At 51.7% G+C, this 24,005-nt stretch carries 23 protein-coding genes; 10 read left to right on the top strand and 13 right to left on the bottom strand.

Annotation, left to right across the window (positions count from 1 at the left end; translation table 11 throughout):
- Positions 1–53 precede the first annotated feature (53 nt).
- Both EX00_RS07100 and EX00_RS07095 read left to right on the top strand, forming a co-directional pair.
- On the top strand, positions 54–1,070 hold the full coding sequence (locus tag EX00_RS07100) for a TniB family NTP-binding protein (RefSeq protein ID WP_047455482.1): 1,017 nt from the start codon (positions 54–56) through the stop codon (positions 1,068–1,070).
- Positions 1,063–2,937 (top strand): hypothetical protein, encoded by a 1,875-nt coding sequence (locus tag EX00_RS07095; RefSeq protein WP_047455480.1) that lies wholly within the window; start codon positions 1,063–1,065, stop codon positions 2,935–2,937. Before EX00_RS07100 ends, EX00_RS07095 begins: the two co-directional genes overlap by 8 nt.
- Positions 2,938–3,175: 238 nt before the next feature.
- Here EX00_RS07095 and EX00_RS07090 read toward each other — a convergent pair whose 3' ends face one another.
- Together EX00_RS07090 and EX00_RS07085 are read right to left on the bottom strand one after the other, a co-directional pair.
- On the bottom strand, positions 3,176–3,760 hold the full coding sequence (locus EX00_RS07090; protein ID WP_047455478.1) for an ImmA/IrrE family metallo-endopeptidase: 585 nt from the start codon (positions 3,758–3,760) through the stop codon (positions 3,176–3,178).
- 18 nt (positions 3,761–3,778) lie between these two features.
- Positions 3,779–4,132: a helix-turn-helix domain-containing protein gene (locus EX00_RS07085; protein WP_047455476.1), complete on the bottom strand. Its 354-nt coding sequence runs from the start codon at positions 4,130–4,132 to the stop codon at positions 3,779–3,781.
- Positions 4,133–4,291: 159 nt separating this feature from the next.
- On the opposite strand from EX00_RS07085, the gene EX00_RS30750 reads away from it, so the two are divergent.
- Genes EX00_RS30750 through EX00_RS31940 form a run of 3 tightly spaced genes read left to right on the top strand, consistent with a single transcriptional unit; the run spans position 4,292 to position 6,324 of the window.
- Complete coding sequence (locus EX00_RS30750) at positions 4,292–4,759, top strand: multiubiquitin domain-containing protein (RefSeq protein WP_052210685.1); 468 nt, start codon at positions 4,292–4,294, stop codon at positions 4,757–4,759.
- Positions 4,734–5,972: a ThiF family adenylyltransferase gene (locus EX00_RS07075; RefSeq protein ID WP_047455474.1), complete on the top strand. Its 1,239-nt coding sequence runs from the start codon at positions 4,734–4,736 to the stop codon at positions 5,970–5,972. Before EX00_RS30750 ends, EX00_RS07075 begins: the two co-directional genes overlap by 26 nt.
- Positions 5,902–6,324 carry a ubiquitination-like system serine protease family protein gene (locus tag EX00_RS31940; protein ID WP_309546359.1) on the top strand — a complete coding sequence of 141 codons (423 nt, stop codon included), beginning with the start codon at positions 5,902–5,904 and terminating at the stop codon, positions 6,322–6,324. The genes EX00_RS07075 and EX00_RS31940 overlap by 71 nt, the downstream gene beginning before the upstream one ends.
- 318 nt (positions 6,325–6,642) lie before the next feature.
- Here the strand turns inward: EX00_RS31940 and EX00_RS07070 are convergent, their stop codons facing one another.
- Both EX00_RS07070 and EX00_RS07065 read right to left on the bottom strand, forming a co-directional pair.
- A complete protein-coding gene (locus EX00_RS07070; RefSeq protein WP_047455473.1) occupies positions 6,643–7,086 on the bottom strand; it encodes a hypothetical protein in 444 nt (147 codons plus the stop codon).
- A gap of 104 nt (positions 7,087–7,190) precedes the next feature.
- Entirely contained in the window at positions 7,191–7,829 is a 639-nt protein-coding gene (locus EX00_RS07065; RefSeq protein WP_047455471.1) for an alpha/beta family hydrolase, read from the bottom strand.
- Positions 7,830–8,021: 192 nt separating this feature from the next.
- On the opposite strand from EX00_RS07065, the gene EX00_RS07060 reads away from it, so the two are divergent.
- Both EX00_RS07060 and EX00_RS07055 read left to right on the top strand, forming a co-directional pair.
- Positions 8,022–8,252, top strand: coding sequence for a hypothetical protein (locus EX00_RS07060; RefSeq protein ID WP_047455469.1), 231 nt, complete (start codon positions 8,022–8,024; stop codon positions 8,250–8,252).
- Positions 8,253–8,393: 141 nt separating this feature from the next.
- The gene (locus EX00_RS07055) at positions 8,394–8,720 is read left to right on the top strand and encodes a hypothetical protein (protein WP_047455467.1); all 327 of its coding nucleotides are present in this window, start codon (positions 8,394–8,396) and stop codon (positions 8,718–8,720) included.
- Between the two features lie 179 nt (positions 8,721–8,899).
- Here the strand turns inward: EX00_RS07055 and EX00_RS07050 are convergent, their stop codons facing one another.
- The gene (locus EX00_RS07050; protein WP_190362258.1) at positions 8,900–9,190 is read right to left on the bottom strand and encodes a hypothetical protein; all 291 of its coding nucleotides are present in this window, start codon (positions 9,188–9,190) and stop codon (positions 8,900–8,902) included.
- Between the two features lie 166 nt (positions 9,191–9,356).
- Positions 9,357–10,328 carry a DNA-methyltransferase gene (locus EX00_RS07045; RefSeq protein ID WP_080761213.1) on the bottom strand — a complete coding sequence of 324 codons (972 nt, stop codon included), beginning with the start codon at positions 10,326–10,328 and terminating at the stop codon, positions 9,357–9,359.
- 255 nt (positions 10,329–10,583) lie between these two features.
- Between EX00_RS07045 and EX00_RS07040 the strand changes: the two genes are divergently transcribed.
- The 3 genes from EX00_RS07040 to EX00_RS07030 all read left to right on the top strand — a co-directional run bounded on the left by EX00_RS07040 (position 10,584) and on the right by EX00_RS07030 (position 13,686).
- Entirely contained in the window at positions 10,584–11,225 is a 642-nt protein-coding gene (locus EX00_RS07040; RefSeq protein ID WP_047455465.1) for a hypothetical protein, read from the top strand.
- A complete protein-coding gene (locus tag EX00_RS07035) occupies positions 11,212–11,928 on the top strand; it encodes a hypothetical protein (RefSeq protein WP_047455463.1) in 717 nt (238 codons plus the stop codon). Before EX00_RS07040 ends, EX00_RS07035 begins: the two co-directional genes overlap by 14 nt.
- Before the next feature lie 330 nt (positions 11,929–12,258).
- Positions 12,259–13,686, top strand: a complete 1,428-nt coding sequence (locus EX00_RS07030) for a hypothetical protein (RefSeq protein ID WP_150192117.1) — start codon at positions 12,259–12,261, stop codon at positions 13,684–13,686.
- A 92-nt stretch (positions 13,687–13,778) separates the two neighbouring features.
- On the opposite strand, the gene EX00_RS07025 is transcribed toward EX00_RS07030, so the two are convergent.
- From EX00_RS07025 to EX00_RS06995, 7 genes are all read right to left on the bottom strand, one after another.
- Positions 13,779–14,960, bottom strand: coding sequence for an AlbA family DNA-binding domain-containing protein (locus tag EX00_RS07025; RefSeq protein WP_047455459.1), 1,182 nt, complete (start codon positions 14,958–14,960; stop codon positions 13,779–13,781).
- Positions 14,961–14,966: 6 nt separating this feature from the next.
- Positions 14,967–15,752 carry a DUF4393 domain-containing protein gene (locus tag EX00_RS07020; RefSeq protein ID WP_047455457.1) on the bottom strand — a complete coding sequence of 262 codons (786 nt, stop codon included), beginning with the start codon at positions 15,750–15,752 and terminating at the stop codon, positions 14,967–14,969.
- A 367-nt stretch (positions 15,753–16,119) separates the two neighbouring features.
- Positions 16,120–17,286, bottom strand: coding sequence for a phosphorylase family protein (locus EX00_RS07015; RefSeq protein ID WP_047455455.1), 1,167 nt, complete (start codon positions 17,284–17,286; stop codon positions 16,120–16,122).
- A complete protein-coding gene (locus tag EX00_RS07010; protein ID WP_052210684.1) occupies positions 17,268–17,732 on the bottom strand; it encodes a response regulator in 465 nt (154 codons plus the stop codon). The genes EX00_RS07015 and EX00_RS07010 overlap by 19 nt, the downstream gene beginning before the upstream one ends.
- A gap of 9 nt (positions 17,733–17,741) precedes the next feature.
- Positions 17,742–20,696: a hypothetical protein gene (locus EX00_RS07005; RefSeq protein ID WP_150192116.1), complete on the bottom strand. Its 2,955-nt coding sequence runs from the start codon at positions 20,694–20,696 to the stop codon at positions 17,742–17,744.
- A 74-nt stretch (positions 20,697–20,770) separates the two neighbouring features.
- Complete coding sequence (locus EX00_RS07000) at positions 20,771–22,783, bottom strand: AAA family ATPase (protein ID WP_047455450.1); 2,013 nt, start codon at positions 22,781–22,783, stop codon at positions 20,771–20,773.
- A gap of 201 nt (positions 22,784–22,984) precedes the next feature.
- Positions 22,985–23,797, bottom strand: a complete 813-nt coding sequence (locus tag EX00_RS06995) for a metallophosphoesterase (protein WP_047455447.1) — start codon at positions 23,795–23,797, stop codon at positions 22,985–22,987.
- Between the last annotated feature and the right edge of the window lie 208 nt (positions 23,798–24,005).

Genomic DNA, 24,005 nt, shown 5'->3' with positions numbered 1-24,005 from the left:
GGGCGGAAAGCCTGCACCCAGCTCATCAAAAACCACCAAATAAGGAAACCAACGTGCACACCACGTCTCCCCTCGATGAACTCGAACATTTGTTCAAAAACCTTAGAATCGAGCACTCGTTCATGAAGCAAGCGCACAAGACTTTCGATGCGCTTCGCAGCACCAGGCGGCGCATAATGGAAAGGACTGCCGTTGGGAATGAGGCAAGGTGCGCGACGCTCTTCGCAGACACTCAGAGTGGCAAAACCACCATCGTGACGGCCTATGTGGAACGGAACGTTGTAGACTACTGCTACGAAACCGGGCTGTTCGCGCGGGACACTCCGCGAGTTGCCGTCGCGCTGCTGCAGAAGGTTGTCGTGCATATCTCGGTGTCCGGAACGTCCACCCTCATGTCGCTTCTTGAAGACATACTCCGGGCATACAACGATCCCTGCCCAGAAACCGGCAATCTGGGGAACAAGAAACATCGGGTTCTCAATTACATAAATGAATTCCGGACGGAGCTACTGATTTTCGACGAGATGAACCATCTCAGAATCGGTGCGGCGTCTATAAATGCAAGATCAGAGGCTACCAGGGTGCACAACACACTGAAGGATTTCCTTCTTGGTGGCTGCCCGGTCGTTTTCGTGGGCACAAGCGAAGCGAGGACGAAGGTCTTCTTAGACAAACAGATACGCGCCAGGTGCATCAGGCAGCTCTTCCTGGGACCGTTGAACTATAAGAAGCCAAAGCATCGCGAGGCGTTCGGCGAGTTTGTTGGCCTGATTGGCCTGCATCTACAGCGTTCGGGGTTACTGGCTGAACGTTCTAACTTCGTGAGCAAGGACGTGTCCGCTCGCCTCTTCGTTGCTTGTAAAGGCTATCTCGGCCACGCGGCAAATTTGATCGAACGAGCCGCTCTTTACGCAATCGAGGCCGGTGCAGTTCGGGTCGAGTACGACCACTTACAAGCGGCAGCGGACGATTACACCGTATTTAACGAGCTTGCGACCAGCAATCCATTCGATAAGCCAGAGCGGATGCGCCAGGCTCCGCCTGCGCCAGGAGAGGCGGCTCATGTCTGAGTTGTTGGACCGCCACGAAGCTGAGATTGCCCACGCTGTTGAACGGGCTGCGAACGTTGGCCACGTTTTGGCCTTGCCAGTCGACCTGGAGGCTGGCGAACACCTCCGGGACGCTGCGTTCCGAGCGGTCAACCGAAATGGGTTCTCAAACAGTGGCGTCGTTCTCAAATTGGCGAAGTCGAAGTCTTTCAGGAGTTTGGCCTCTCTCCATGGCGGGGCGGCCGACGATATAGTTCGCCTGATTGACGTCCTTGGTATTCGGAAGGATGCAGATGCGGTGAAGGGGCTTCTTACGGAAACACCTGGATGCGGTCGGGATTGGGTTGAATTTTTTGGTGTCAATTTGCGCCGTCGACATGTGACAAGTCGACGGCGTGTTTCGCCGATGTCACTTCGCAAATACGGAACGCAGAAGGCGATGTGGTCGCTGCAACCACTTGGCTTCGACGTCGCCACCAAGGAAGAATTGCTGGATTATTGCCCGCTCTGCCAAGGCGAATTGGGTTGGTCAAGAAACCTCGGCGTCAACTTCTGCGACCGCTGCGTACGTCCGGGCAGAGCTGCAGTCGATTTGCGTGACTTCCCGCAACCGCTCGCCGACATCCGGGATGAAGCGGCGGTGCAACTTTTCGCCGATCTTGTTGATCCTGAGGCGGCAGATCGTCGTGCCAAGCTGAAACTGCATCCTGAGTTGAGCCAGTTGGGTCGAGGGGCGCTTTTTCAGTTTGCCGTTCAAACAGCAAGCCGCTTTCACAAAACCAAAGCTGGATGGGGCCGTTGCCTTAATGTCAGGTCGATTGAGCGTGCCGGGCGTGCGATCCTGGAATGGCCGAATAGCGTCGACCAACTGATGGCCCCTAAAACAGCTAGGCCCCACGACGACGAGGGCGACATCAGCGCCTTATGTTTCGATCAAACGCTGTCGTCCCATATTCGGTCGCTTTTGAAGGAGCGAAAAGACATTTGCCTTGCACAGGTGATTGTCGAGAAGGTTGACCGGTCCACGAGTTCGTCCCTCCCTTCCGCGCCTATTCGACAGACCGGTCCAATGCGACAAGGCCGGGTCGTACTGAGGCGGCTGAACGATAGAGCTGGAGGAATCAACGCCGTGGAAGCAGCGGTGGCGCTGCTGCGCAACTCGTCTCAGGCAAGAAGCCTTGCCAGCTACATCGGCGTGCCGATCCCCCATCTTGTCGATCTCTTCGACGACGGGTTGCTTCCAGAACTCAATTCGGTGCTCGGTCCTCTGAGAACGGCTCCCGCTCCTGGTCAGGGCCTGTCCCTGTTCAAGCAGTTGGAGCCCATCCAACGTACCGGCATAAGTCGCGACGCGCTTCCGCTGTTCGACCTGGCATTCGCTTCGGGCGGTTTGAATGGCAAGCAGTGGAACCGGATATTCCGAGCAATCATCACGGGAGCGATCAAGGCTGCGTGGGTTCCGACTTTGCGCATGCCCCTCGTTCAGAGCCTCTGTATCTCTAATGCGGACTCGCTGGCGCACGCACTGTCGCTTGGCGAGACCCGCTCTCAATCTGACTTCGTTCCGCTATCGCAAGCCGATGTCGCAGCTGCGTTCGGTAGATCACGCACGACCATTCGTAATCTCGTGCGGAATGATCTACTACCGCCCAATCCGACAGGTATTGACGTCGCCGAATATCGAAAGAGCTGGATGTTTCTGTCCGAGGTGCGCGATCTGGCGTTTTTGCATGGAATGGCGCTTGCGAACGCCCCGAAGGTGCTCGCTGCATCCTCGTTGGCCCGCGTCTCAATTGGTGACACGACGATATGGTCTCGCATTGGAGTCCAGGAGCATTTCGGCCTAAGTGCCGGAAGTCTCTCGCTTGGCGGTCGGAGCAGCATGTGAAGCAAACCGGAAGACGCTCTATCTCCATTTCCACGAATGGGCGCGATACTATCTAACCAAGTCCGCGCTGAGGCCGCGCTTACAACAAAGAGCGGCAACCGAGTAATCTTGAAAACGTAATGCTGCAGGTTGCCCGAGCCAGCACAAAACCCATACAATGTCGTTATAGCGGCCCGTGAGGGGCAGGACGAAACACACTATTTCTCTTGCGATAGAGCCTCCGAAACACGACGCCGGATCAAGCTGCCCTGCGTCTTGCCACCCGAATAAATGCACCCGAAACGTTGAGCCGCATTCGAAGCAAACTCTCGCTGACGCCGTACTCGTCTGTTGCCTGTTGCATTGTGACACGCCCATCGGCAAGGCGGCTGGCTATGAAGACCGCTGCCTCGTCAGGCACCAGAAGGGCAGGGCCGAGCCAACTGGCTTCGGCCTCTACCTCGCTGTGATAATTCCTTTTGCCTTCCGCTCCGGTCAGCGGCGCAAGTTCATGGAGCAGCAGGCCATGAGCGATTTCGTGAGCAATGTCGGCAGCTTGCCTCTTGCGATCATGCGCGTCGTTGTGGATGATTACGCGTATGCCGCCAAGATTGGCGGTGATGGCTGAAAACTCGTCTTGGCCTGCCACCGAGTGAAGATACGCGACCGCATCAGGCTCGACCTTCACGTAGTCCGATACCTTGAGCACTGGTAGTTCAAGGTGCTCGGCAAGCGTCCATGGGCAAATCGGCTCATAGGGTTTCAGGCCGAGTTCAGCGCGAACCGACTTGGAATACCAGCTAGCGTCTGCCTTGAAACCGCGACGAAACTGCGCTTTGGCCATCTAACTCCAACCCACTAACTAGTCTCTTTTGAGTTGCGCATATGCAGTCTTCAATATTGCCTCCAAGGCTTGCACACCTTCTTTCGAGAGGTGCTTGTCGCCTCGAAGCAAGGTTGTGATCTCGGAAAGAGTCGAGGCTCCACCAGGCTTTGTGTCTATCTGCCCAGTAAACCGACCGGGTTCGAGACCCGACCATTGGCAAAGCGCTGCCAGTGTATCGATATCGGGGCGCTTACCTTGGGACATTCGTGTCAGCGTCGAGGCGGGTACGCCTGCTTCTTCTGCCACCTTCTTCCACGTCGCGGTCCGAGTTAGCCTCTCGGCATCCAACGCGGCAAAGAATCCTTCACCATCGAATTTTTTTGGGGTCATAGCTGATTGCACTCTTGCAATTTGATTCCTATCTCGCAATATAGCAAGTAATTGCACTCTAGCAATTTTTGTTCAGAGTCGCAATTGCGACGGTGCCCTTGCCGTTCAGGGGTAAGGAAACGCCTTGCGAACCAAGGCTTGTGCTTACAGGGAAGAAAAATGAGCGAAGAAAGCAAGGGTAAGGTCCGCATCCATATCGATCAGAAGCCTTATCATTCTATAAATCCGACCAGTGGCGTCGATCTATATGAGCTTGGTCATGTTCGTGGCGGCTACGTGCTTTACCGCGAAGTCACGGGCGACCAAGAAGACAAGCTTATTCGGATCGACCGGCCGACTGTTCATCTTAAGGAAGATGAGCACTTCCACAGCGCCGAAGCTCCTCAGAAGCATTTCGTGATAATCGTCAACACCGATCCTTTCGTTGTCGACCACGACGAGCTGACATTCGACGAGCTTGTGAAGCTTGCATATCCCGAGCCGCCTACCGGCCTGGACCCTGCGTTTACGGTGAGCTTTGAGCATGCGAAGAGCAAGCCGCACCACGGCGATCTTGCACCTGGCGGCACCGTGACCGTGAAGAAGCATGGGACGATCTTCGATGTCGCACACACTAATCGCTCGTAATGCCGATCTCCAACGGCTCCGTGATGAGGGATTCAACATCCAAATCACGGACGCCAATTTTCTCGTCGTGAAGGACGTCCCGTACGTCAAAAACGACCGCACTATTGGCTTCGGGGCGTTCGCCACGAACCTCGATCTCGCGGGTGACGTAACTGTACGCCCTCAGGATCACACCGCGAAATTCTCCGGTGAGTATCCTTGCGATTCTCAGGGCAATCCGCTGTTGATCCTTCAACACCAGACGCAGGCATTCCCGCTTGGCAGCGGCCTTCGGGCGGACCACTCCTTCTCCAGGAAGCCGCCTTGCGGTTATTACAATGACTACTACGAGAAGATGACGACCTACATCGCCTTGTTGGCGAAAGAGGTCGCTCTAATCGATCCCTTTGTCACCGCTAAAACCCATCGCATTGTCGAGGGTGATCCTGACACATCGCCCCACAACTACCTCGACACGGCATCCTCTCGGGCTGAAATCAATGAGGCGACGGCGAAGCTGGCTGAAGAAGCGGTTGCCATTGTGGGGTTGGGCGGAACCGGTTCCTACGTATTGGACCTCGTCGCCAAAACCGTCGCGAAGAATATTCATCTGTTTGATGCAGATGACTTCCTTACCCATAACGCGTTCAGAGCGCCAGGGGCGGCTTCGTTAGACGAACTCCGCAGCAGACCGAAGAAGGTCGAGTACCTTGCCGCGATTTACTCCAAGATGCATCGCGGCATCGTACCTCATCCTGAAAAGCTGACGAGCGAGAATGTCGACAAGCTCCAAGGCATGTCTTTTGTTTTCCTGTGCATGGAAAGCGGACCAGAGAAGCGGGCCATCATTGAAAAGCTTGAGGCCCTCGGGACGCCGTTCATCGATGTCGGCATGGGCCTTTATTCCAAGCGCTACAGCGTTGGCGGTATTTTGCGTTCGGTCCTCAGTCTTCCTGATAATCGAAACGAGGCTCGATCAAGAATTTCCTTTGCGTCTGACGACGCCCAAAATGAATATGACCGAAACATTCAGGTCGCCGATCTCAATGCTTTGAATGCGTGCCTTGCGGTGATCGCTTGGAAAAAAGTGAGAGGCTTCTATTTCGATTTGGGTCGTGAACGGTTCGTCTCGTATACCATTGGAAATAGCCTCCTGAGCAAAGATGACATCTATGACAAAACGCATACAGATACGCCCGGAGTTTGTGAAAAGAATACCGAAGGAGATGGATGACGGTGTCATATATATATCGGAGGAGTTTGGAACTGCGGCACACAACTGCTGCTGCGGCTGCGGTACGAAAGTTGTCACTCCTTTAAAACCAGGAAAGTGGGAGTTGAGAAACGACGGCGGGTTCGTATCGCTTCATCCCTCAATTGGAAATTGGAGTTCGGCGTGTCAATCGCACTACGTCATCTCGCGAAATGAGATCAGGTGGGAGGGTGCGTTTTCCGATGCTCAAATACGGGCTAATCGAGCCAGTGATCAGCGGGTTTCTGCCGCCGCTCATGCCGAACGCCATGCGCAGGAACTTGGTTTCTTTGGCAGGATTTGGAAACACCTGGCGAAATGGCTCGGGCTGTAGCGAGTTACGGTCATTGGTCTTGAGGGACAATGCGATAGAAAGTGCGTCCCGATGCCTCTTCGCCCGCACAGCTTTGTGCAGAGATTGTAGCTCGCTAGTCTGAAAATTGCGCGAAGCTGCCGTCCCGCAATGATGTAATCTTCGAAACGCCCTGTCGCTCACCGAAAAAGGAAGCGGAACGCTTTCGGGGGGATATATCGACGTTCTCTTCTTCGGATAGAAGCGCTTCTGTTCGAGAACTCCGAGCCACGTGCCGTGCGGAAAATTCTCGGTTAACACCTTCAGCCCGGAAACTAGATCCGTTCGTATGCGAACGGTCTACAGCTCAAAGCTGGCACCCCAGCTGGTAATTGGCCAATGGTTGTCGCGTCCTTGACCTACAGTGAAATGGAAGTTGCTCAGCAGTTTCTCTCTAAAGAACCATACCATTTCAGTGAACTGCTGCCGCGTCACCTCCAGACCGAGATTGAAGGTGGGCTTATTCTCCGACTTAAACATAAAGCCAGCCTCAACTCTGTGTGGAGTGAAAGGCGTGCGTACCCAGAATGATACGACGGCGGGCCACCGCATCTTTGTGCGTGGCGATGAGATTACTGCACCGACGATAAGATAGGTAAATTCTACAGGCGTCGGTGGTGGACCTGGCTGAATGTGCTGACCTATAGAGCCGGAGGGCCTCTCGGCAAACTCGCCGCTCCAGTGATCGACCTCGACCTCAGGCCATATAATTTTGCTTGCTTCTGGTTTCGCACGTTTCGGCATACGTGGCCTCACCGGGTGGGGACTTCTGCAAACCAGATGTAAAGTGCGGCTACTCGGTCACCCGTCAAGGCTAACATCCGGCGGTCCCAACAGGTGTCCGGGGCTTAAGGTAGCCCATGGGCCCATTTAGCTACGTGATTGGCGACCGTCGTGACATGCTCGCCAACCGTCAGGCCCGAGACAGCCTTTCTCGGCCGGAAGTCGTGATCCCCATCTTCCAGCCAGAGAATTTCGATCATTTTGGAAAGCTTATAGCCAGAAACTTCCTCCTGCGATCCGAGCAGGTCGCGCGTTCCCTGGCAGATGAGGGTAGGTGTCTTCATTTCCTCAAGATGATCAGTCCGCAAGTTCTCTGGCTTTCCAATTGGATGAAATGGGTAGCCGAGGCAAAGCAGTCCCGAGATCTTCCCAATATCGTGGAGGTCGTCCGCGATCATGCTGGCCACGCGTCCGCCCATGGATTTTCCTGCGATCACGAGTGTCCCTTGCGGACCGAGTTTATCGATCACGGTTTCGTATTCCTGCTTCAAGAGTTCCGTGCGTGGCGGCGGCGACCGCTTTCCGGTAGACCGCCGCTCGGACATGTAACCGAACTCGAACCGGACGATCCGTAGCCCTTTCTCGGAAAGTGCTTGGGACATGTTTTCCATCCACGGCGCGTCCATTGCACCGCCCGCTCCATGAGCGAGAAGGATCGTGATCTTGGCGTCTTCGGGACCGGCGACGAGAAGGTTGTGGGGCATTCGGTTTCTCTTGGTTCGAGGCACCGCTGTCATACCAAGGCGAGAGCCACTTCAGAAGAGCCGGTCGCGATCTACATACCGGCAGCAGTTACCGTCACCAATAGGCGTGGCACCGATTCGTCATCGATGCGATCACACCCCGGATCTAAAGTGTCTGTCACGCCATACGAGCTAAGAAAGAGATGAATCAGCATGGATGATCCAGTTCGGAATGTAATACGCGCCGGAATTGTCGGTGTCTGTTTCTCTCACCCGGCAGTTGGTGCGAAGCTGAGCGGTTTGGAGCTTCGGCAAGGCGTCGATACGTACAGAGCATTCGAAATTGATGGCAGTGCGCTCGTATATAATCGAGAACACGTGAAGGCTCTGACGTTTGCTGGCTTGCGCGATGCGCTGTTGGCCATTGCCGAAAATATGTCTTAGCCCAAGCCAGTCCGATTATAGCGGCTCACGCTAAAGCTGAATCAGATTTCGGCATAATGTGGATGCTGTCCGCTGGCATTCGCCCCTAAATCGCGGATATCATGGCTGCCAAGCATTTCGCCGAGCAAGGGGAGAGCCGTTATGGGCGGTATCAATATTCATTGTCCACCGTTCGTCGGACGCGACAAATCCGGGACGCCGTTTGAGGCGGTGTTGGCTGAGATTTCGGAAGGAGCCGGACCTGAAGTCGAGAATGTTGTTCGAGGAATCGACGAGGCGCTTGCGATAGCGAGCGATCATATCCTCATTGCGCCCGCCGATGCGGTCAAACTTATTGACCCCCTGGGAGTTTGGATAGAAAGCAAGCCGAACGACCCTCGACCGATGTTCAACGAATGCGCAGAGGACCTGTTTGAAGCCTGTCGAACAGCCGTCTCGAATGGTGGACCAGTCGCGTTGGTGTGGTGATGCGCGGTTCTTCGAGGCACGCTCAACCCGTGGACGTTTTCGTTTACGATTACACGACCTAGTGGTCAGTGGATGGGACAACGGCAGCGTGCGGCAATAGTGGCTTTCCCGAAGCCGAAAAACCCCGAACTCTTTCCCACCAGCGAAGCGTATCCGGTTGCAGCCATGGTAGGAAATCTTCAGGTGTTCCCGGCCGCTGCAGCCGGGATGCCCGCCTGGGCCAGGCAGCGTGGACAGATTACCGATGTCTCGAATAGGTCTCGCTGGGCTTTATTGATCGAGCCATCATCCCAATCGATTTCGCGCTTCGACGGCGGGATATGGTCCCGTCGATGTTCATTGTCGTAGAATAGCGTCCCATGAATGCCGAGCGCATCACGCTTTAGGATTGGGCGGTTCCAAATCGATTCCAGAACGGAACCTGCAGCCTCGTCGCCAAGTCGTTGGATCAAGTCTTCGACCAATTCCATGTCTTGCCCGTCCGGGAATATGACAACAAACTCTTCCTCCGTCGCCTGAAACAGGCTGAAGGTCGCGTTTAGCCTGCAGGATTGGATAACGGAATGAGCCAAATCCGCGATGAACTGACGACAATCCGCAATTTGGTCGTAATGGCATCAAGGCTTCCGCCACCGCCTACGCAGTGAGCGCGGTTAAGTCTGGAGCATGTGCCGGAGCAGCCGTTCTCATTCTTTTGCTGGCATCGTCATTGCCATCCCCAAGCCGCTCTCGGATCAAGTCGCAGTAGGCTTCGTCGCGTTCGATCAATATCGAAGCTCGGTCAAGCCGACTGCAAACCTTGCCGACGGTTCCTGAGCCCGCAAAAGGATCAAGAACGATTTCGCCCGGCGTAGTAAGCGATAGCACTAGCCGCTGGACCAACTCTTCCGGAAACTGACAGGGGTGAGCCGTCTTTTCCGGATGGCGGTTCTTGACGTTGGAAATCTCCCAGACGTCACCGGGGTTCTTTCCAAGTGGGTTCCCGCTGAGTTCGCCCTTTTTGGGTCCCTTGTAGTGGCGCTTCTGCGGATATTTTTGCGGTATCCGGATGGCATCGAGATCGAACAGATAGTCGTCGGACATCGTTGCCCAGACGACAGTCTCGTGTCGGCCGGAAAGCCTACGAGTGCAATGCATTCCGTGGCCAAAAGTCCAGATGATGCGGCTTCGAATTTTCATGCCGAGTTCCCGGAAGATCGGTATGACCAGACTGTCTATCGGCACGATTTCTCCATCATCGACGTAGTTGCCGACCTGCCAGCAGATGGAGCCGTTTGCTCTGAGAACACGGTGGCATTCGGTAATAACCGAGCGCTGGAACGCTACGTAATCGTCGAGGCGAGCCCGCCGTTCGTAAGCCTTTCCGATGTTATACGGGGGCGACGTAACAATGAGGTTGACGGAGGCGTCGGGCAGAGTGGGAAGGATTTCGGCGCAGTCGCCGTTGTAAAGGGTACAGAGACGAACGGCCTCTGGATTCCCGGATGCTTTCGATATGAACATTGGTGATGAAAACGTTGCGTTAAAAGAATGGTCATTTAAATCCAGGAGATGCGCAAGCGGAAAATCGGCGGCAGGCATTCCGAGGAGAAAGACAGTGATTTCCAAAGTGCCATGTCACAGTAGGGTGCTTATCGCCGAAGCGTAGGCTTGCCTCACCGAACTGTAGAACCCGCTTTGAAAAGCTGAAAGCACGAATTGGCGCACGCAGCCGGTCAGACCTTGTGGCGTTGTTGATTGCGACAGAGCTGGCGACGCTGCCTTTTAGTGCGGAAAGACAGGCGGCTGACGTCGAGATCAACCGATCCCCCTCTGTTTTATGATCCCACATCGTAGTATCGTCGTCTTGTTGCGAGGGGCGGCATGGATAAATTGGCGGAGAAGCTTTCAGAGGTTGTGCTAATCATCATCCCGCTGTCCATTGGATATTTCGGTGGGATCATATATTTATCGGCATATCTTTCGAGCTACTCTATCAATATTCATGAGGTTGATCTTTCTGTTCAGCTCGTTTTGACCTATTCCTACAAGGTCTTTTACAGCCTGCCTTTTGTCTTGGTAGTAGTTGTTTTGCTGGTGGCGTATTTCGCTATACAAATAAAATGCGCGAAGAAGCAGCGCGAGTGGCTGATTAAAGTATTTGAGCCCACGCTAAATTTAACCATTGCCGCCCTAGTGTCTTGCTTCCTTATATTCTTGCTCATCTATCACTGTGCGCAGTGGAGCGCGGATCGGGCGGCAGAACTGCTCTGGAAAGGCGACACGGCCCGAGTCTTCTTTAATCAACTGCCAGAGTCTTGGGAGTTAAGCCTCGGCGTCAGACAACGCATGACGTATGAGAACTGCGTCGCAAGAAATGACTTTCGTCACATAATATCCACGGCGACAGTGACTTACGCTCTATGCGTTGTTGGCGACGGCGGAACCGAAGGTCTTGTTATTGGACAGCGTCATGAAGACGGGCGATTGCTTCCGATTAGGGATATTCGACATGAGAACAGCTGAAATAGTGTTTGCATGCTTGGTTATTGCTTTGCTCCCTCACCAGGCGACGGCTCAGCAATCTAATCCGACGAAAGCCAAAATCGCTGACATCTCCATCGTCGCGTATGTTGGGACAATAAAATACGCGGTTATGAAGGCACCGCCGTCGCCGCTTGGTTACTTCTACAGTACTAGCGGCGAGACGAGGATCAAGTTTCATCCCTGCGGAAAGCCAGACTCTGCCCAAGATTTGGGAGCAGACGACGTGGTCGAAACAACTGAAGACTGCAAGTCTCTGCCAGGCACGCCCAGAACCCCACTGCTCGACAGCATATCTTCCTGGATGCTTCAAGATAATGGAGAGTTTATAGTAAGCGCGATAGACGCTGCGGGCAGTCCTCACAAGCAGGTGGTGAAATGTGAAGACGTGCCGACGGCTTACGTTCTTGCTGCCAAGAAGCAGTCTGAACAGAATAAGGGCGTTGTGATAGGTAAAGAGGTCGATGCCGCCGATGTAAAAAGTCTATTTGGCGTGGATATGGCCAGCATTTTCAAGGCAGCATCTGCTCCAAAGAATTGCTCGTCCATTCCGTCATTCTGGACGGTACCTCTCGACGACGTCACCACACCTACGGGTATCAAGCAAGTTGTAGGGCTATCTGTGGCCGATCCAACGAACGCCAGCGAGATCGAGACCCTGGAACGACAGTTGAAATCTAACTAAAACGCTGCTCCCAGCAGGCCATCGAACGACGTGCCGATCTCAATAATATGCCCGCTGGCTTTCGCTTGTTTTTCGCGGATTAGAAAAGCCATCATCCCCATTCAGCGTTCCATGCAAGTTGTTTGGCAGTATACCGCCGATTACTCATAACAGACTGCATTCGAAATATCTGAGAAGTGAGCAATGTGTCGGGCTTCGCGTGATTTACATCGTAGAAGGTTCATTAAGAAAATAACTCAGCTCCGGGACATGCTGAGCAGGTGTGATGATGAAGGGTTTTTACGGCTCGCATGGGCCGTAAACATGTTGCAGTCGGATTTTAGGATAGACGTGCGAAGCTATCTTCGTTACCCGAGGGATGCCGCGACCACAGATCTCGATAGCCCATTTTCCGTATTTAAATGGGAGATTGAAACGCTCCTCACCTTGTTGCTCACGACGTCCAAAGCTTCGTCCAAGCGAGAGCTGTACAGTACTCAAAGCTACGTCCAATATGGCCTTTTGAGAAATGCCGTAAGTTTACTTCGAGATGTAGAGACACATGAGAGCGGCACGTTTCTAAACCCTGACAACGTGCTTTTAGAAATGCACCGCATTGGGCATCGTCAATTTGGCTGGCAAAGAGGATTTGCTACTGGCGAGCGACTCTATCGATTTGCGTATGTTTACGGCCAGGGTGCTTGCGCAAATTATTTTGAGGCCACTTACGGATTGACGATCCAAGAATTTCTAAAAATCGGTTTTGTTTTTTTTGTTCAGCTACAAAAGTATGCTTGGACAAAAGCAGTCCAGATTGATGGCTTGGCATTGGACGTCGCGCATCTCGAACGAGCGCTTCCGCTATTCGCACGGTCATTAGAGGAAACTCGTGCGGATGCGCAGGCTTTGGTCGCTAAGGCCCGAAAGAACCGGACGGCCCAGACTGCATACTTGCCCAGCTCGCTGCGACGTTTCCCGATTATCACTGCACCAGAACACGGGGCTTACATCGCGCCGCTCCCGCAGCTCATTATGCTTCGAATGACAGCCGGGCTGTACTATGACATTGCGGGTGGCCCAGGGAACCTTATTACAGAAGCGAACAATCGTTTTGAGGAGTATGCACGACTTGTAATCAAAGGCTTCTTTCCACGCTTTGACGTGCTGCCGAGTCAGCGCTACGGCCCGAAAAAGGCCGCCGTCGACACTCCGGATATTCTCATACGGGATGGCGAAGAAGTTGTGGGCGTGATTGAGTGCAAGGCGACGAAACTGACCCACGAAGCCCAATTCGCTGAGAACCCGATGGAAGCGGCTGACCAAGCCTACTCCCAAGTGGTCAAGGGGATCACACAGCTCTGGAAATTTTTCTCTGACGTCCGGCGTGGAGTATTTTCCGCAATTCCCGTCGCCAACAGTGCTCATGGAATCTTGCTTACCATGGATGCCTGGATGCAGACATCTGCAGAGCTTCAGGCGGCCGCAATAGCGCTTGCGAAGATCCGTGTCGAACACGATCAGGAAATAACAGAATCTGATATGCGCCCGGTAATATTTTGCGCGATGCAAGAAGTGGCAGATATCATGTTCATATCGGATGAAGATCAATTTCTCGCTACTTTGGGGAATGCTGCCAAAGAGGAGTTCAAAGGATGGCCGTTACGTGAAGTACGAAGGTCAACGGCAGACGAGGGAGAGGGACGCGCCTATCCCCTGGACACGAACGACTTATTGCCATGGTGGGGTAATATTCGCGATGCCGACGGAAAGCACGATTGATCGTTAGCCCCGCCTGACTTGAGGAAATGCCCGGATCGCCTTTCATGGCTGCAGAGATTCGGCCAGTCATTCTTTGGACGGCGAGAGCCCGTTCAGGATTCAGGAATTTTACCGTCCGCGTCGTATACGTCGCAGTGATAGTGGCCAAAGGCATTCCAAAGCACGTTAAACGCGGGGCGCATGACCTTAGCCACATCAGTATCAAAGCTGTCGATGTAAATTTCCGGCAGAGCGACTATTTCCCGCCCTAATGGTTCTGTTTCCTGGAAACCACCTCCTGATGCTGCGTAGCGATAGGCAGTGTTCGTCGCGTTGCAAAATGACAAAAAGACATACGCCGGTAGCCCCATGTCGTAGTGATCGACAATGTTCAGATATTGCTTTACGCGATTGACGACCAATTGGACGAACGGGATTCCGACAAAACGCGATGATTTGCCGTCGTCCGTTCGTAGATCAGCAGCGCCTTCGATCACGCCGTTTCGAAAGAACTGAGCATATGCCATCCGAAAACCTATGTGCGACTGGGGGCTCACATGGTTCAAATATCCATCCAGATTTACGGATTGGTTTGTCGGCATTCCGATCTCATCTGGGGGAATTGGAATTTCGGCCCCATGGCTGAGTTTCGCAATGAGGTCCATCATTGACCCCTGAGTGAACGCAGGTAAGGGGACGACATGGATCACCAGTTTACCCGCGCCATTCATCGCGATGGGTGTTTCACCGGCTGTGATTTTGACCAAGCGATCCGCGTGAAAGGCTTTAATTTTCTCAGCAACAACCGTTGTGGAATTGAACATTAGACGCAGCTGGTCAACGTTTGGCTCGTATGTTGTTGTGCCTGCACGTGCGTAGAAGCGGGCACTGTTCTCAAGGATGACTCGATGGGGGGCCAGATAGCTTCGAGGGACGCGGACCATAATGAGGTTGCCACCGGCCGCCAGGGGGATCGGCTTAATCTGCAAGTTGCGGATCCGAGGGTCCAATCCAGTAATGGCGATTTGTTCAAGACGCCGCATCTCTTCATCACAGTCACCTAAAAATGGGTTTAGTGACGAAGGAAACCCGTCTTTCTCAGCAACCCCGATCAGCAAATCTCCGCCCAATGTGTTTGCCATCGCGGAGATGTCTTTCAGGAATTCTTTGCGATCAGACCTCTCGTAAGGCTGCCGCTTATAGTCCAGATAAACGGATTCTCCGACGCCAAAGTCGAGCAGTCGCCGTACATCGGCTTCCGAGACCTTGGTGAAGGGAACGCCCTGTAGAGACATTGGACATCAACTCCTTTCGGTGCTTAATCCGCTTGTGGTGCACGCTTTAAGGAACAACCGGCCGAAATGTGTCAGGCGGATGCAGAAGAGCCTGAAACCATCTCTAGGGTAGCCGGTGGCTATAAGCTCACTCGCAATCTTGCTCAGTGTATTGGAATATTCAATCAAGCCCAAATGCTGCAAATGTTCTAGGTAAACTGGAAACATTTCCGGCTGGTTCAGGTTCTCGTAGCGAAACATCATTTCCTGCACGTTCGCGATGGTGGATGATGAAAGCTGGAGCTCGCTGAGAACAGCGTCCCGCACGGAAGGGATGGGATATTCCGTCTCGCCCGAACGCGCCATAATGACAGACTGTTCGTGGGTCGCCACGTCGTTAAGGAAGAGAAGCTCATCCGGTGCCAACTGCGTGATCACAGTGAAAAAAGCTGGATGCGCTTCACCCACGCGTTGCCCATCCATGGCCCGCGCGAGAAGGTTAACATAGAGATCGGTGATAGGGTCACCTTCCTCGTGAAATCGAAGCTTCTCGGCAATTGGCAGAGCAATGAATTCGACGGGAGGTATTCGCTGCGCTTCCGGCACCTGCCGGATTGCACGTTCAATGTGACCCTCAAGTCGGTCCTGCCATGCTGCCACGAATTGGAGGGGAGCCAAAAGCAAACGGACTGCTTTCGCTACGTCAGCGCCAAATTTATCGACTTGCTGCAGCGTCTGGGGAGCGATTTTTTCGGCGACTTCGGCAACTGCAACCGCTGTTTTCGGATCGATACTTATTCCCGGACTCCTCATTACTCAATCTTTTTACACTAGGACGGCGATTTTCACAGCTACCTCGTTCCGCAATCACCCGAATGTTTCCGAGTGTAAATCTTGTTCCCTTTTTGTTCGTGTGCTATTGAAGGGAAACTGATGTAGTGAGGCCGGTACCATGTCCAGACTATTTGCAGTTGCTCGGACGGCCGAGGAGATCGCAACGCGTTTCGATGTCGATGTGTCTCCGTCCCTCTCTGTACCAAGCGAAACAATCGAGGGCGGACCAGGTCTGATCGTCATCGAAAAGGATGGCCTTCGACTGCTGAAATCAGTCTCATGGGGTTTCCCACGGCATACCATCTGCCATCAGCTTCTTCACACAGCCGTCCGATGGGTCTCCGCGCTAGATCAGTAAGCCCTTCTGAACAGCCAGCAGGGCCTCGACGATGAATCGAGCCGAAATTACACATCCGTAGATATGGAAAGTATCGCCCTTGGCGGAGTCGGCTAAATCAACAACGGTTTTCGCTCCAAAGCAGATTGGTTTAACTGTGGACAAATCTGACGCGCGGTAGAGACCGTACATCTCCATATCCAACCCAGCCACCTTCCGATGTTGGCTCTTGATGTTGTCGAGTTTTTCAGTCGATGCAATTACAACGGAGCCGGTTACCGTTGGTTTCAGCAAGACTCCTTGGTTAAGCACGTCGCAGTCATTGATCAAATTCTGTTTGATACGTGAAAAATTTCCTTCACGCTCAATCATTTGGCTCAGCAAGGCCCGCACCTTGTTTTCGATACCAATTTGGTAGTGTTCGAGTTTGAAAACCTCATTCGCCCACTTACCAGCCTGATGCTCCCAGCAAACATCCGAGACGATGATTGTCCCGACCTGAACTTCATCTGAAAAGCCGCCACATATTCCCGCCATTGCAATGACTTTCGGCGAAAATACCTCGATTGCCCTCGCACTTATCGCAGTGGCATCGACAAGGCCCATTCGAGGCAATTTGATGCAAACTCCCTCCATGTTTCCAGCCCTAAGGCGAAGACAATCCAGCCCGTTAATTACAGTTAACTCACCTATCTGGCAGTTCGTCGACTGAAATGCATTTCGTTCTTTTTCGAGCGCACAAATAATAACGAAATCGACCTGTAGCTTCCGCTCTATCCGCTGAAGGCAGACATTCAAACTGGCTTTCCAACTGCCGTCTGGCTTATCGAAATGCACCAAGACGATGCCAGCCTCAACGAAGCGCTTTCTCTTTTCTTCGACCACATCTTCGAACTGCGATATTGCCACGACCGTAGAGGCGGCATTCTTCTCGCTATCTTGGATATGATCAATTATCTCATCGGAAACATCGGCCTCATTCTCACCATGTCTTCGGGGAAGTAAGAGATCAACGATAATAATGTCGTAGGCGGCCTCATATATTCGCTTGGTAGCAGCGGAAAAATTGTCAACCCATTCAATATTTACATTTTCTTTTCCGAAATATATTTCGATTTCTAATGCGATTGAATCTTTTTTAGATTGTAAATCTTCAACTATGAGAGCGGTAGCCACTCAATTCCCCCTATCTTATTAGCGATGTCTTTCTTCCAATTGGTTGTGTATTTGTCGAACTGAATCACGCCCAAGAGATTGACATCAATTATTGTTTTTATTTCCTTGGATACTTTTGCCAGCGGGACAAGTTTTCCTTCGATCTCCACCTCGGGATACTGAGTAATAATAATCACACGGTCGATCCTGCCGAGGTAGCTTAATTCGAGAAGCACCTCCAAGCCGCCAGACGGCATCGACGTTGGAGCACCTTCGCCGCGTCGAAGATCATGACTTGGGAGCGCAATGTCGAGAAAGATGCAGTCAAACTGCATTTTTTCCACCGCCAGCACTGCTGCTTGGACTGACGTCACGTTCGCGATTGTAGCGGTTGGAACTAGACTATCCAATAAAGCTTCTATTTCTCTGAACTTGAACGGGTCATCTTCAACAACTAGAAAATCCATTGGGCTGGCCTACGTGATCGGAAAGGTCAGATCGACCCGGAACTTAACTGAATCACCTTCACTTCCCACACCAAAATGAGAAATTTCATCCAGTTGGGCTGCTAGCGTCCGTATCTTTCGAATGCCGCTGAACCCTTCGACGACCATAGCGTTTTCAATATCGGCGGTCATCGCCGCCTGGATTTTTTCCTCCACTTCGGAAATTAAGTCGCCTCCTTTGAGTTCTGACATGACAGTGACCTCAAATGTGGCATTGGAACCGACGCTTTCACCTGCGATTGTCGTAAATATAAGCTTGCCGCGCGGATTTCCGTGTCTCGCTGCATTGTATACCAAAATGTAAAGTATATCGTAGACGTAGTGATATCTGTTCCCGTAAAGGTCTAAATCAGATATTCCCAACTCGGTGACCACCGGGTCGTATCCCGGAATTTGCTCTTTTACTTCGACGATTACGGCCTTGAACAATAGTGCCAATGTTGTCGAGGGACTAATATTGGTAGGTCTGGTTAGCCAAAGTGAAAGTGTCGAGAATTTTCGACTGACGGCCTCATTTAAATTTCTGCAAAGCTCTGTGACTGCCCGTGTATTTTGGGCTTCGCAATCTGAAAGAAAGTGAGTTGGGTCTATCAAAATTTCTTCATCGCGTACGCGTTGAAGTTCAGCGCGTATCTTTTTCAGATCTATTTCAAGTATGAGCCAGCAATATTCCGGTATAAGCGCAATGGCGTTAGGAACCGGATTTTCTAACGTGAGTAACTTGGCGACACTCTCTATCGCAAGTTTCACTGTGTTATATTTGGCACTGCCTCCTATGTTCGATAAAATTGCTCCTTTTCCTTTGGAGTCAGACCGAATTTGTAGAAGTTCCAAGCCCAAGGCTTTGATTATTGCTTCATAATTGATCATCCAAGTTTCGAATTTGGCACAAGCTTGAGGTTCGGTTAGCAAGTTCTGTGCTCTGAACCCGTCGAGAAGCGAGCGCATTTCGGGGACCATCGTCCCGCGAAGAGTTCCATGCCTAATTCGCCTGCCGATATAAGAATCGACTCCGTAAAATTTATTGGAGCAAAACTCCGTAAACGCTTGATTCAGGAGGAATCCCAGACGAAGCTCCGGATGCTGGATAGGGGCAACAGGGTTTGCAAGGTCGCTTGCTGAAACAACCTGTTGTGGCCACTCCGAAAGAAGTGGAATTGCCGACCGCAAATCGGGACCTATTGTATCACTCAACCATTGAATGAAGCGCAGCGGATCCACGTATATGCGGTTGTCATCTATGTCATCTCTGACCTTTCTGAGCTTTATGTCCAAGCGCAGAGACTTAGCTCGGTCCGCGAGATGTGCCGCATTAGTCCTTTCTGAATACCATTCCAATAAGGCCGCTCTGGCCTCAACGACATCGTTCGAACTCCCAAAAAGACGATAAAGCTGCACAAGGAATGATTCCGTACAAGTATGGTAGCAGTGGCTTCCGACATGTTGGCCTTGAGAATAAAGGAAGTCAGTGAACTTGACGATGTTTCCACCAAACTGCTCAATAACTACGTTTTCAATTGTCTTTCTCAACCGGTGTCCAGAAACGCTGGTTTCCAAAGCATCGTGGATTAGCGCGGCCTTTAGGTATCGAAAGAGCCAATCTTTCGGTCTTTCGCTTAGAAATGATGACAATTCGACCGCGCTCGCCCAATGAGCCACGTCCACCGTTTTATCGAGAAGAGCGAGTAATTCGTTCCCAGTCATATCTTCTGACGTTTCTCCGGCTTCGATCATTGACATCAGCGCGATAGTTCGATGAAAGCAGCCACCTGAAAGAGGATCGAACGCGGCAATTTGCAGCGGAGCCTTGCATTCAGTTTTCCATAGGTCCGTTAGGGTAAATGATACCTGTGGTAATGCCGGTGCGATAGTTCGGGACAAGGATCTGGTCGCTAAGCCGTTCAGGCGGTTCCCAACAACAACTTCGACCCACCGCCTATAACGCTCAACATTTCGGTATTCATTCCAGGCACTTGTGTGTCTAAAAAAATTATACTCAAAGAATTTTGGGTCATCATCGTCATGCCGCGTAAACACGGAGAGGTCCAAGTTGTCGAAATCCGCAGTCCAAGCCTTTCGCAATTCTGCGGGTACAGCTTGGACGAGGAAAGGTTGATCGCGCTCTGTGATGACCGACAAAATGTCTTCGTTTCGGGCCAATAAAAAGAACGCGACGTCAATTATTGAAATGATACCATAAGCCTGAAGCACCGCTGACGCAGAGCTTTCATTCGCGAGAGCGGGATGGAAATGATCAGTAATTATTGCATCGGTTGGCTTATCAAAACGCCCTTGCGCAATGAAACCTATAAAACTCTTTCTAGTTTTCGGGTACGACCCCGACGGATCAATAGAATCCTCGATGGCTACCGCAATTATATTACGTCTCGGGGTATTAAACGCGGATACATACAACTGTATAGCCTGGTTTACGTCATGGTTGTTGGTTCTTAGGTGCTTAATACTGAGAATTTTTTTTAAAAAAAATAAAGAATACCCAAATTGCGATGATATCGAGCGTATCTGATTTGCGATTTCAGCGTCTTCGTCACGTATGAACGCTGTGTTCAGAGCTTTAAGGTGTTTGATCGCCTGAAGTATTTTTTCCTTGTTGTTTTCAATACGCACGCGTTGCGCCGTTAGCTCGTGCGCAATCGGAGCTGGACCGAAAAAATTAAATGCTGATGTGCGATGTGGCCTGGCAGGAAAGGCATCTACCTTGGCGAAGCCTCTGGCAAGAGGGCTCTCCAGGAATTGATAGACCGCATATGCGTCCGAAATTGACGTCTCCCTTCGCAAGTTGGCGAAGGTCTCTTCTTTTGCGCGTTCGTTATTTGCATTTAGGACGCCGCGCAGAAGGTTTTTAATTCTTACATTAGCTATCTGACTAAGCAATAATTCTATCCTCGAATTGAGAATTTTCACGCCTTATTCGAATATCGAGACAAGATCCTGGCCGGTGCACGGCTTCTACAACTTGCCGCCACATTTGCTGTTATTTATTTTAAAGCAGCATTTATTGCGTCGATCAATTTCCCCCATCCTGTGCGTTCCGCCTGACTCAGTTCTGTTGACGAGTGGTCTCTAGTCCATCGCACATACGCCTTAGCCAACTTATATTTGGAAAAATTTCCACCACCCTTTTTGGCTAATACGTCTACGATTGGCGTTTGAGCTGAAGATGTCGCCTCCATACTCACGTCGAGTCCAAACTCCCTATTTGCAATATTTATTAAAGTATCTCGAAGTAAATCCTCGATTTCTGCTTTGGGGATCGGGTGGGTTATGAAGTCCATTGTGCGCAGGATACGTTTCGCGCCCAGGCGATGCACTAAGACATCTTGTTTTGCGGCTTGATCACCCGCATTGTCCGAGTCGAGCAATGCTGCAACTTTCAAATTGTGAGCGACAAGAATGGTTGCAAAGTAAACGACTTTGCTGGCCGTATTGGCGGGAATAAGAGCAATCTTTGAGTTCAGATCAGCCACGCCATCTTGCCGCAGAAGCTCGGCTGTGGCTTCGATATACCAAAAGTCGGTCAATCCTTCGAGAATAAGATTGCGCTGCTGGGCAAACAAGCTTTGAGCAAGGTCGTATCCCAGAGCCTCTTGCAAAGGAAGAAGAGCGGCTGGGTCAGCAGCTGTAATAGTTGTGTGCGCTTTCGTACCTGTTCGCCTATCCTTCATCTCGATAACTCTGACGAGGTCGAGTTCGCCGGGGCCCACAAGAAAAGGCGAATGCGTCGTATAAACAGTCTGGTTGGCTTCGGCTAATTTTGAGATTGTTTCACGAAAGTCACGCTGCTTGAGCGCATGCAAGCTCATCCCAGGCTCATCAAGCAAAAGAATCGCGTTCGAATGCTTCCCTTCAGTCTCCGAGAAAAATACGACGAAAAAAGATACCAGCCATTGAAAGCCTTCAGATCGCTGGTCAAGCTCGATTTCGACCCCAAGCTCATCTTCCACTACGACCTTCAAATACTGGCCATCCGCCGTAATTCGAAGCCGGTTTGCCTCTGCCCGATCCGGATTTGGATTCCAGATTTTTACTATCTCTGACGTCAGCCGAACGCTGGCGGCATTCAACTGATAAGATCGTTTGTCGAGTTGATCCCTGTACCTCTTCAGCCCTTCGTGGTCTGTTGCGGATGGTTCGGGTGCTTTCCCGAGGTCCGAAAGTTCACGCGCTGTAAAACCCAGGAGCTTCAATAAGCATTGATTGCCATAGTCATATTGGTCGTCATCGAGCAAATTTTGTTCAATACGAGTGGCGAGATGTTCGAGATGGATAAGTGGGCGGACGCGATAATAGTTACTAAAGAGGACGAAGACGGGCACGGATTTCTGCAGATGGGCCAGTGCAGCTTTTCGCTTCGCGTCGGACTTCGCCAGCTTTAAAATTTTATCGTACCGAGCCTCTTCTTTTTCGTCTTCTTCGTCTACCAGAGGATAGTGCGTGGTAAGCCAAGCAATCACGGTCGCACTGATATCGCCTTGTAGCCAATGATTGGCATGAGCCCACTTCGAGAGCGCGACTTCGAGAAGCTTGCTCGACTTTTCGTCCTCCTCTTTTTGCCTCCCGTCGATATGCGCGGCTAACCGTTGCAAATCCTTGGCGATACTTTCTGTCGTAGGTTTTGGGGGCGCAGCCTCCAAGTCATGCCACCAAGAATTGTCCAATCGCCTGCCAAAGACATAAGTTACCGCTCGGAATTCCTCGTCGATTGCCTTTATGTCATCTTCGTCCAACGTAAAATGCGCAACGACAACATCCGTTTTTGAAGGGTCTGTTTTATTTGTGGTTATGTCGTTGTAGTCCTTGCGTGGATAATCTCGCAAAGCGTCAAAACTGGGTGTTGCGCTGGGTGCATTTATTTGCTGAAGGGCACGCAAGATGGCGGATTTTCCGGCCTCGTTTGGGCCAACCAAAATTGTTTTCGATTGTTCGAAATCGATCCAACCGGAATCTTTGACACTGCGATAATCGGTGATACGAGCCTTCAAAAGTTTCAACTTCTTATCCTCCCAGCTGCCGCTGATAGTAGAGCTGAAGAGGCTCGTTTTGCAACTTCCAATAATTAGATAGAAAAACAATCCACCAGTATTGAAATAAATCGAGAAATTCGTGCATTAGGATAAGAAACAAGCGGGGTGGGCTTTTCATGACCACTTGCCTCTAAGTAGAGCGACATAAGCGTCGCCGCCGAAGTGGTCCTATAAATCGATCACAAAACTATCCCTAAATCCCGAAGTTTCGCGCTCGCGGCTGTATCCCCGAGGATTACAGATCACCCTAGTCTGATCCGCCATATAGTCGCGGAATTTATGGATGTGGCCATGTATCCAAATTGCTGGCCGTCGCCGCGTAATCACGTCAGATAGATCACTCGCAAAAGCCGCGTTGGTAACTTCGCCGAAAAAGCTCGGATCCATCGACTGCATATGCGGCGCATGATGCGTGAGAACAATGGTCCGGCCACCGAACGGCTTCGACAGTTCGTGGTCGATATAAGATCGACTTGCAATATGACGATTGAGAATCTCTTGGACGGTTACCAGGCCGTTTTCACCTGGTCGTCGCTCGTCGGATCGGAAAATTGCATGGAAATCCGCCATCTGCCATGGAACGAGTTCAAACGCTTTGGTCCGTCGCTCCTCTGGCGGAATGTGCTCATCGTCGCCGACTGAAACCGCAAAATCCGTCCAAAGGCTAGCGCCGATAAAACGGCACCCACCGATCTCGATACTGTCATTTTCAAGGAGATGGATACGGCTACCATCGATTTCGCGCCGTGCTTTTTCAAGTGCGAAATCAATACTTGAACCGTAAAAGTCATGATTTCCAAGCGTTAAGACGACGGGCATATGCGGCTCGATATTCCGCAGCAGGTAAGCGATGCTCGTCGAGATATCGTTGGAGATGTCACCAGCACAGATGCAAATGTCCGCATCCTGGATGCGAAGGGAGGTACCCAAAAGAGTGTCCATAGGGGAGGTGTGGATGTCGCTGACGATCCATGCTCGCATTCGACCGTTCCTTTCGTGAAGACAATGGGGAGTGGTGACGCGCCGGAACTCCGCCGCAGTCTCTTTAGTTTTGAATTTTCGGGGGCCCGGTTACATCAGCCGGATTTCATAGCGTGTCCGCCATGTGCTTGGAATTCAGGTTCGGCACCATCACGGACGACAACAGTAGAGGGCGCTCTCTTGGCTTCGACAAAGGAAATACAGCGGG

Origin of the sequence: Martinezella rhizogenes (genome assembly GCF_000799715.1) — a bacterium.
GTDB lineage: Bacteria > Pseudomonadota > Alphaproteobacteria > Rhizobiales > Rhizobiaceae > Rhizobium > Rhizobium rhizogenes_C.
This window is presented reverse-complemented; position numbering and strand designations above follow the sequence as displayed.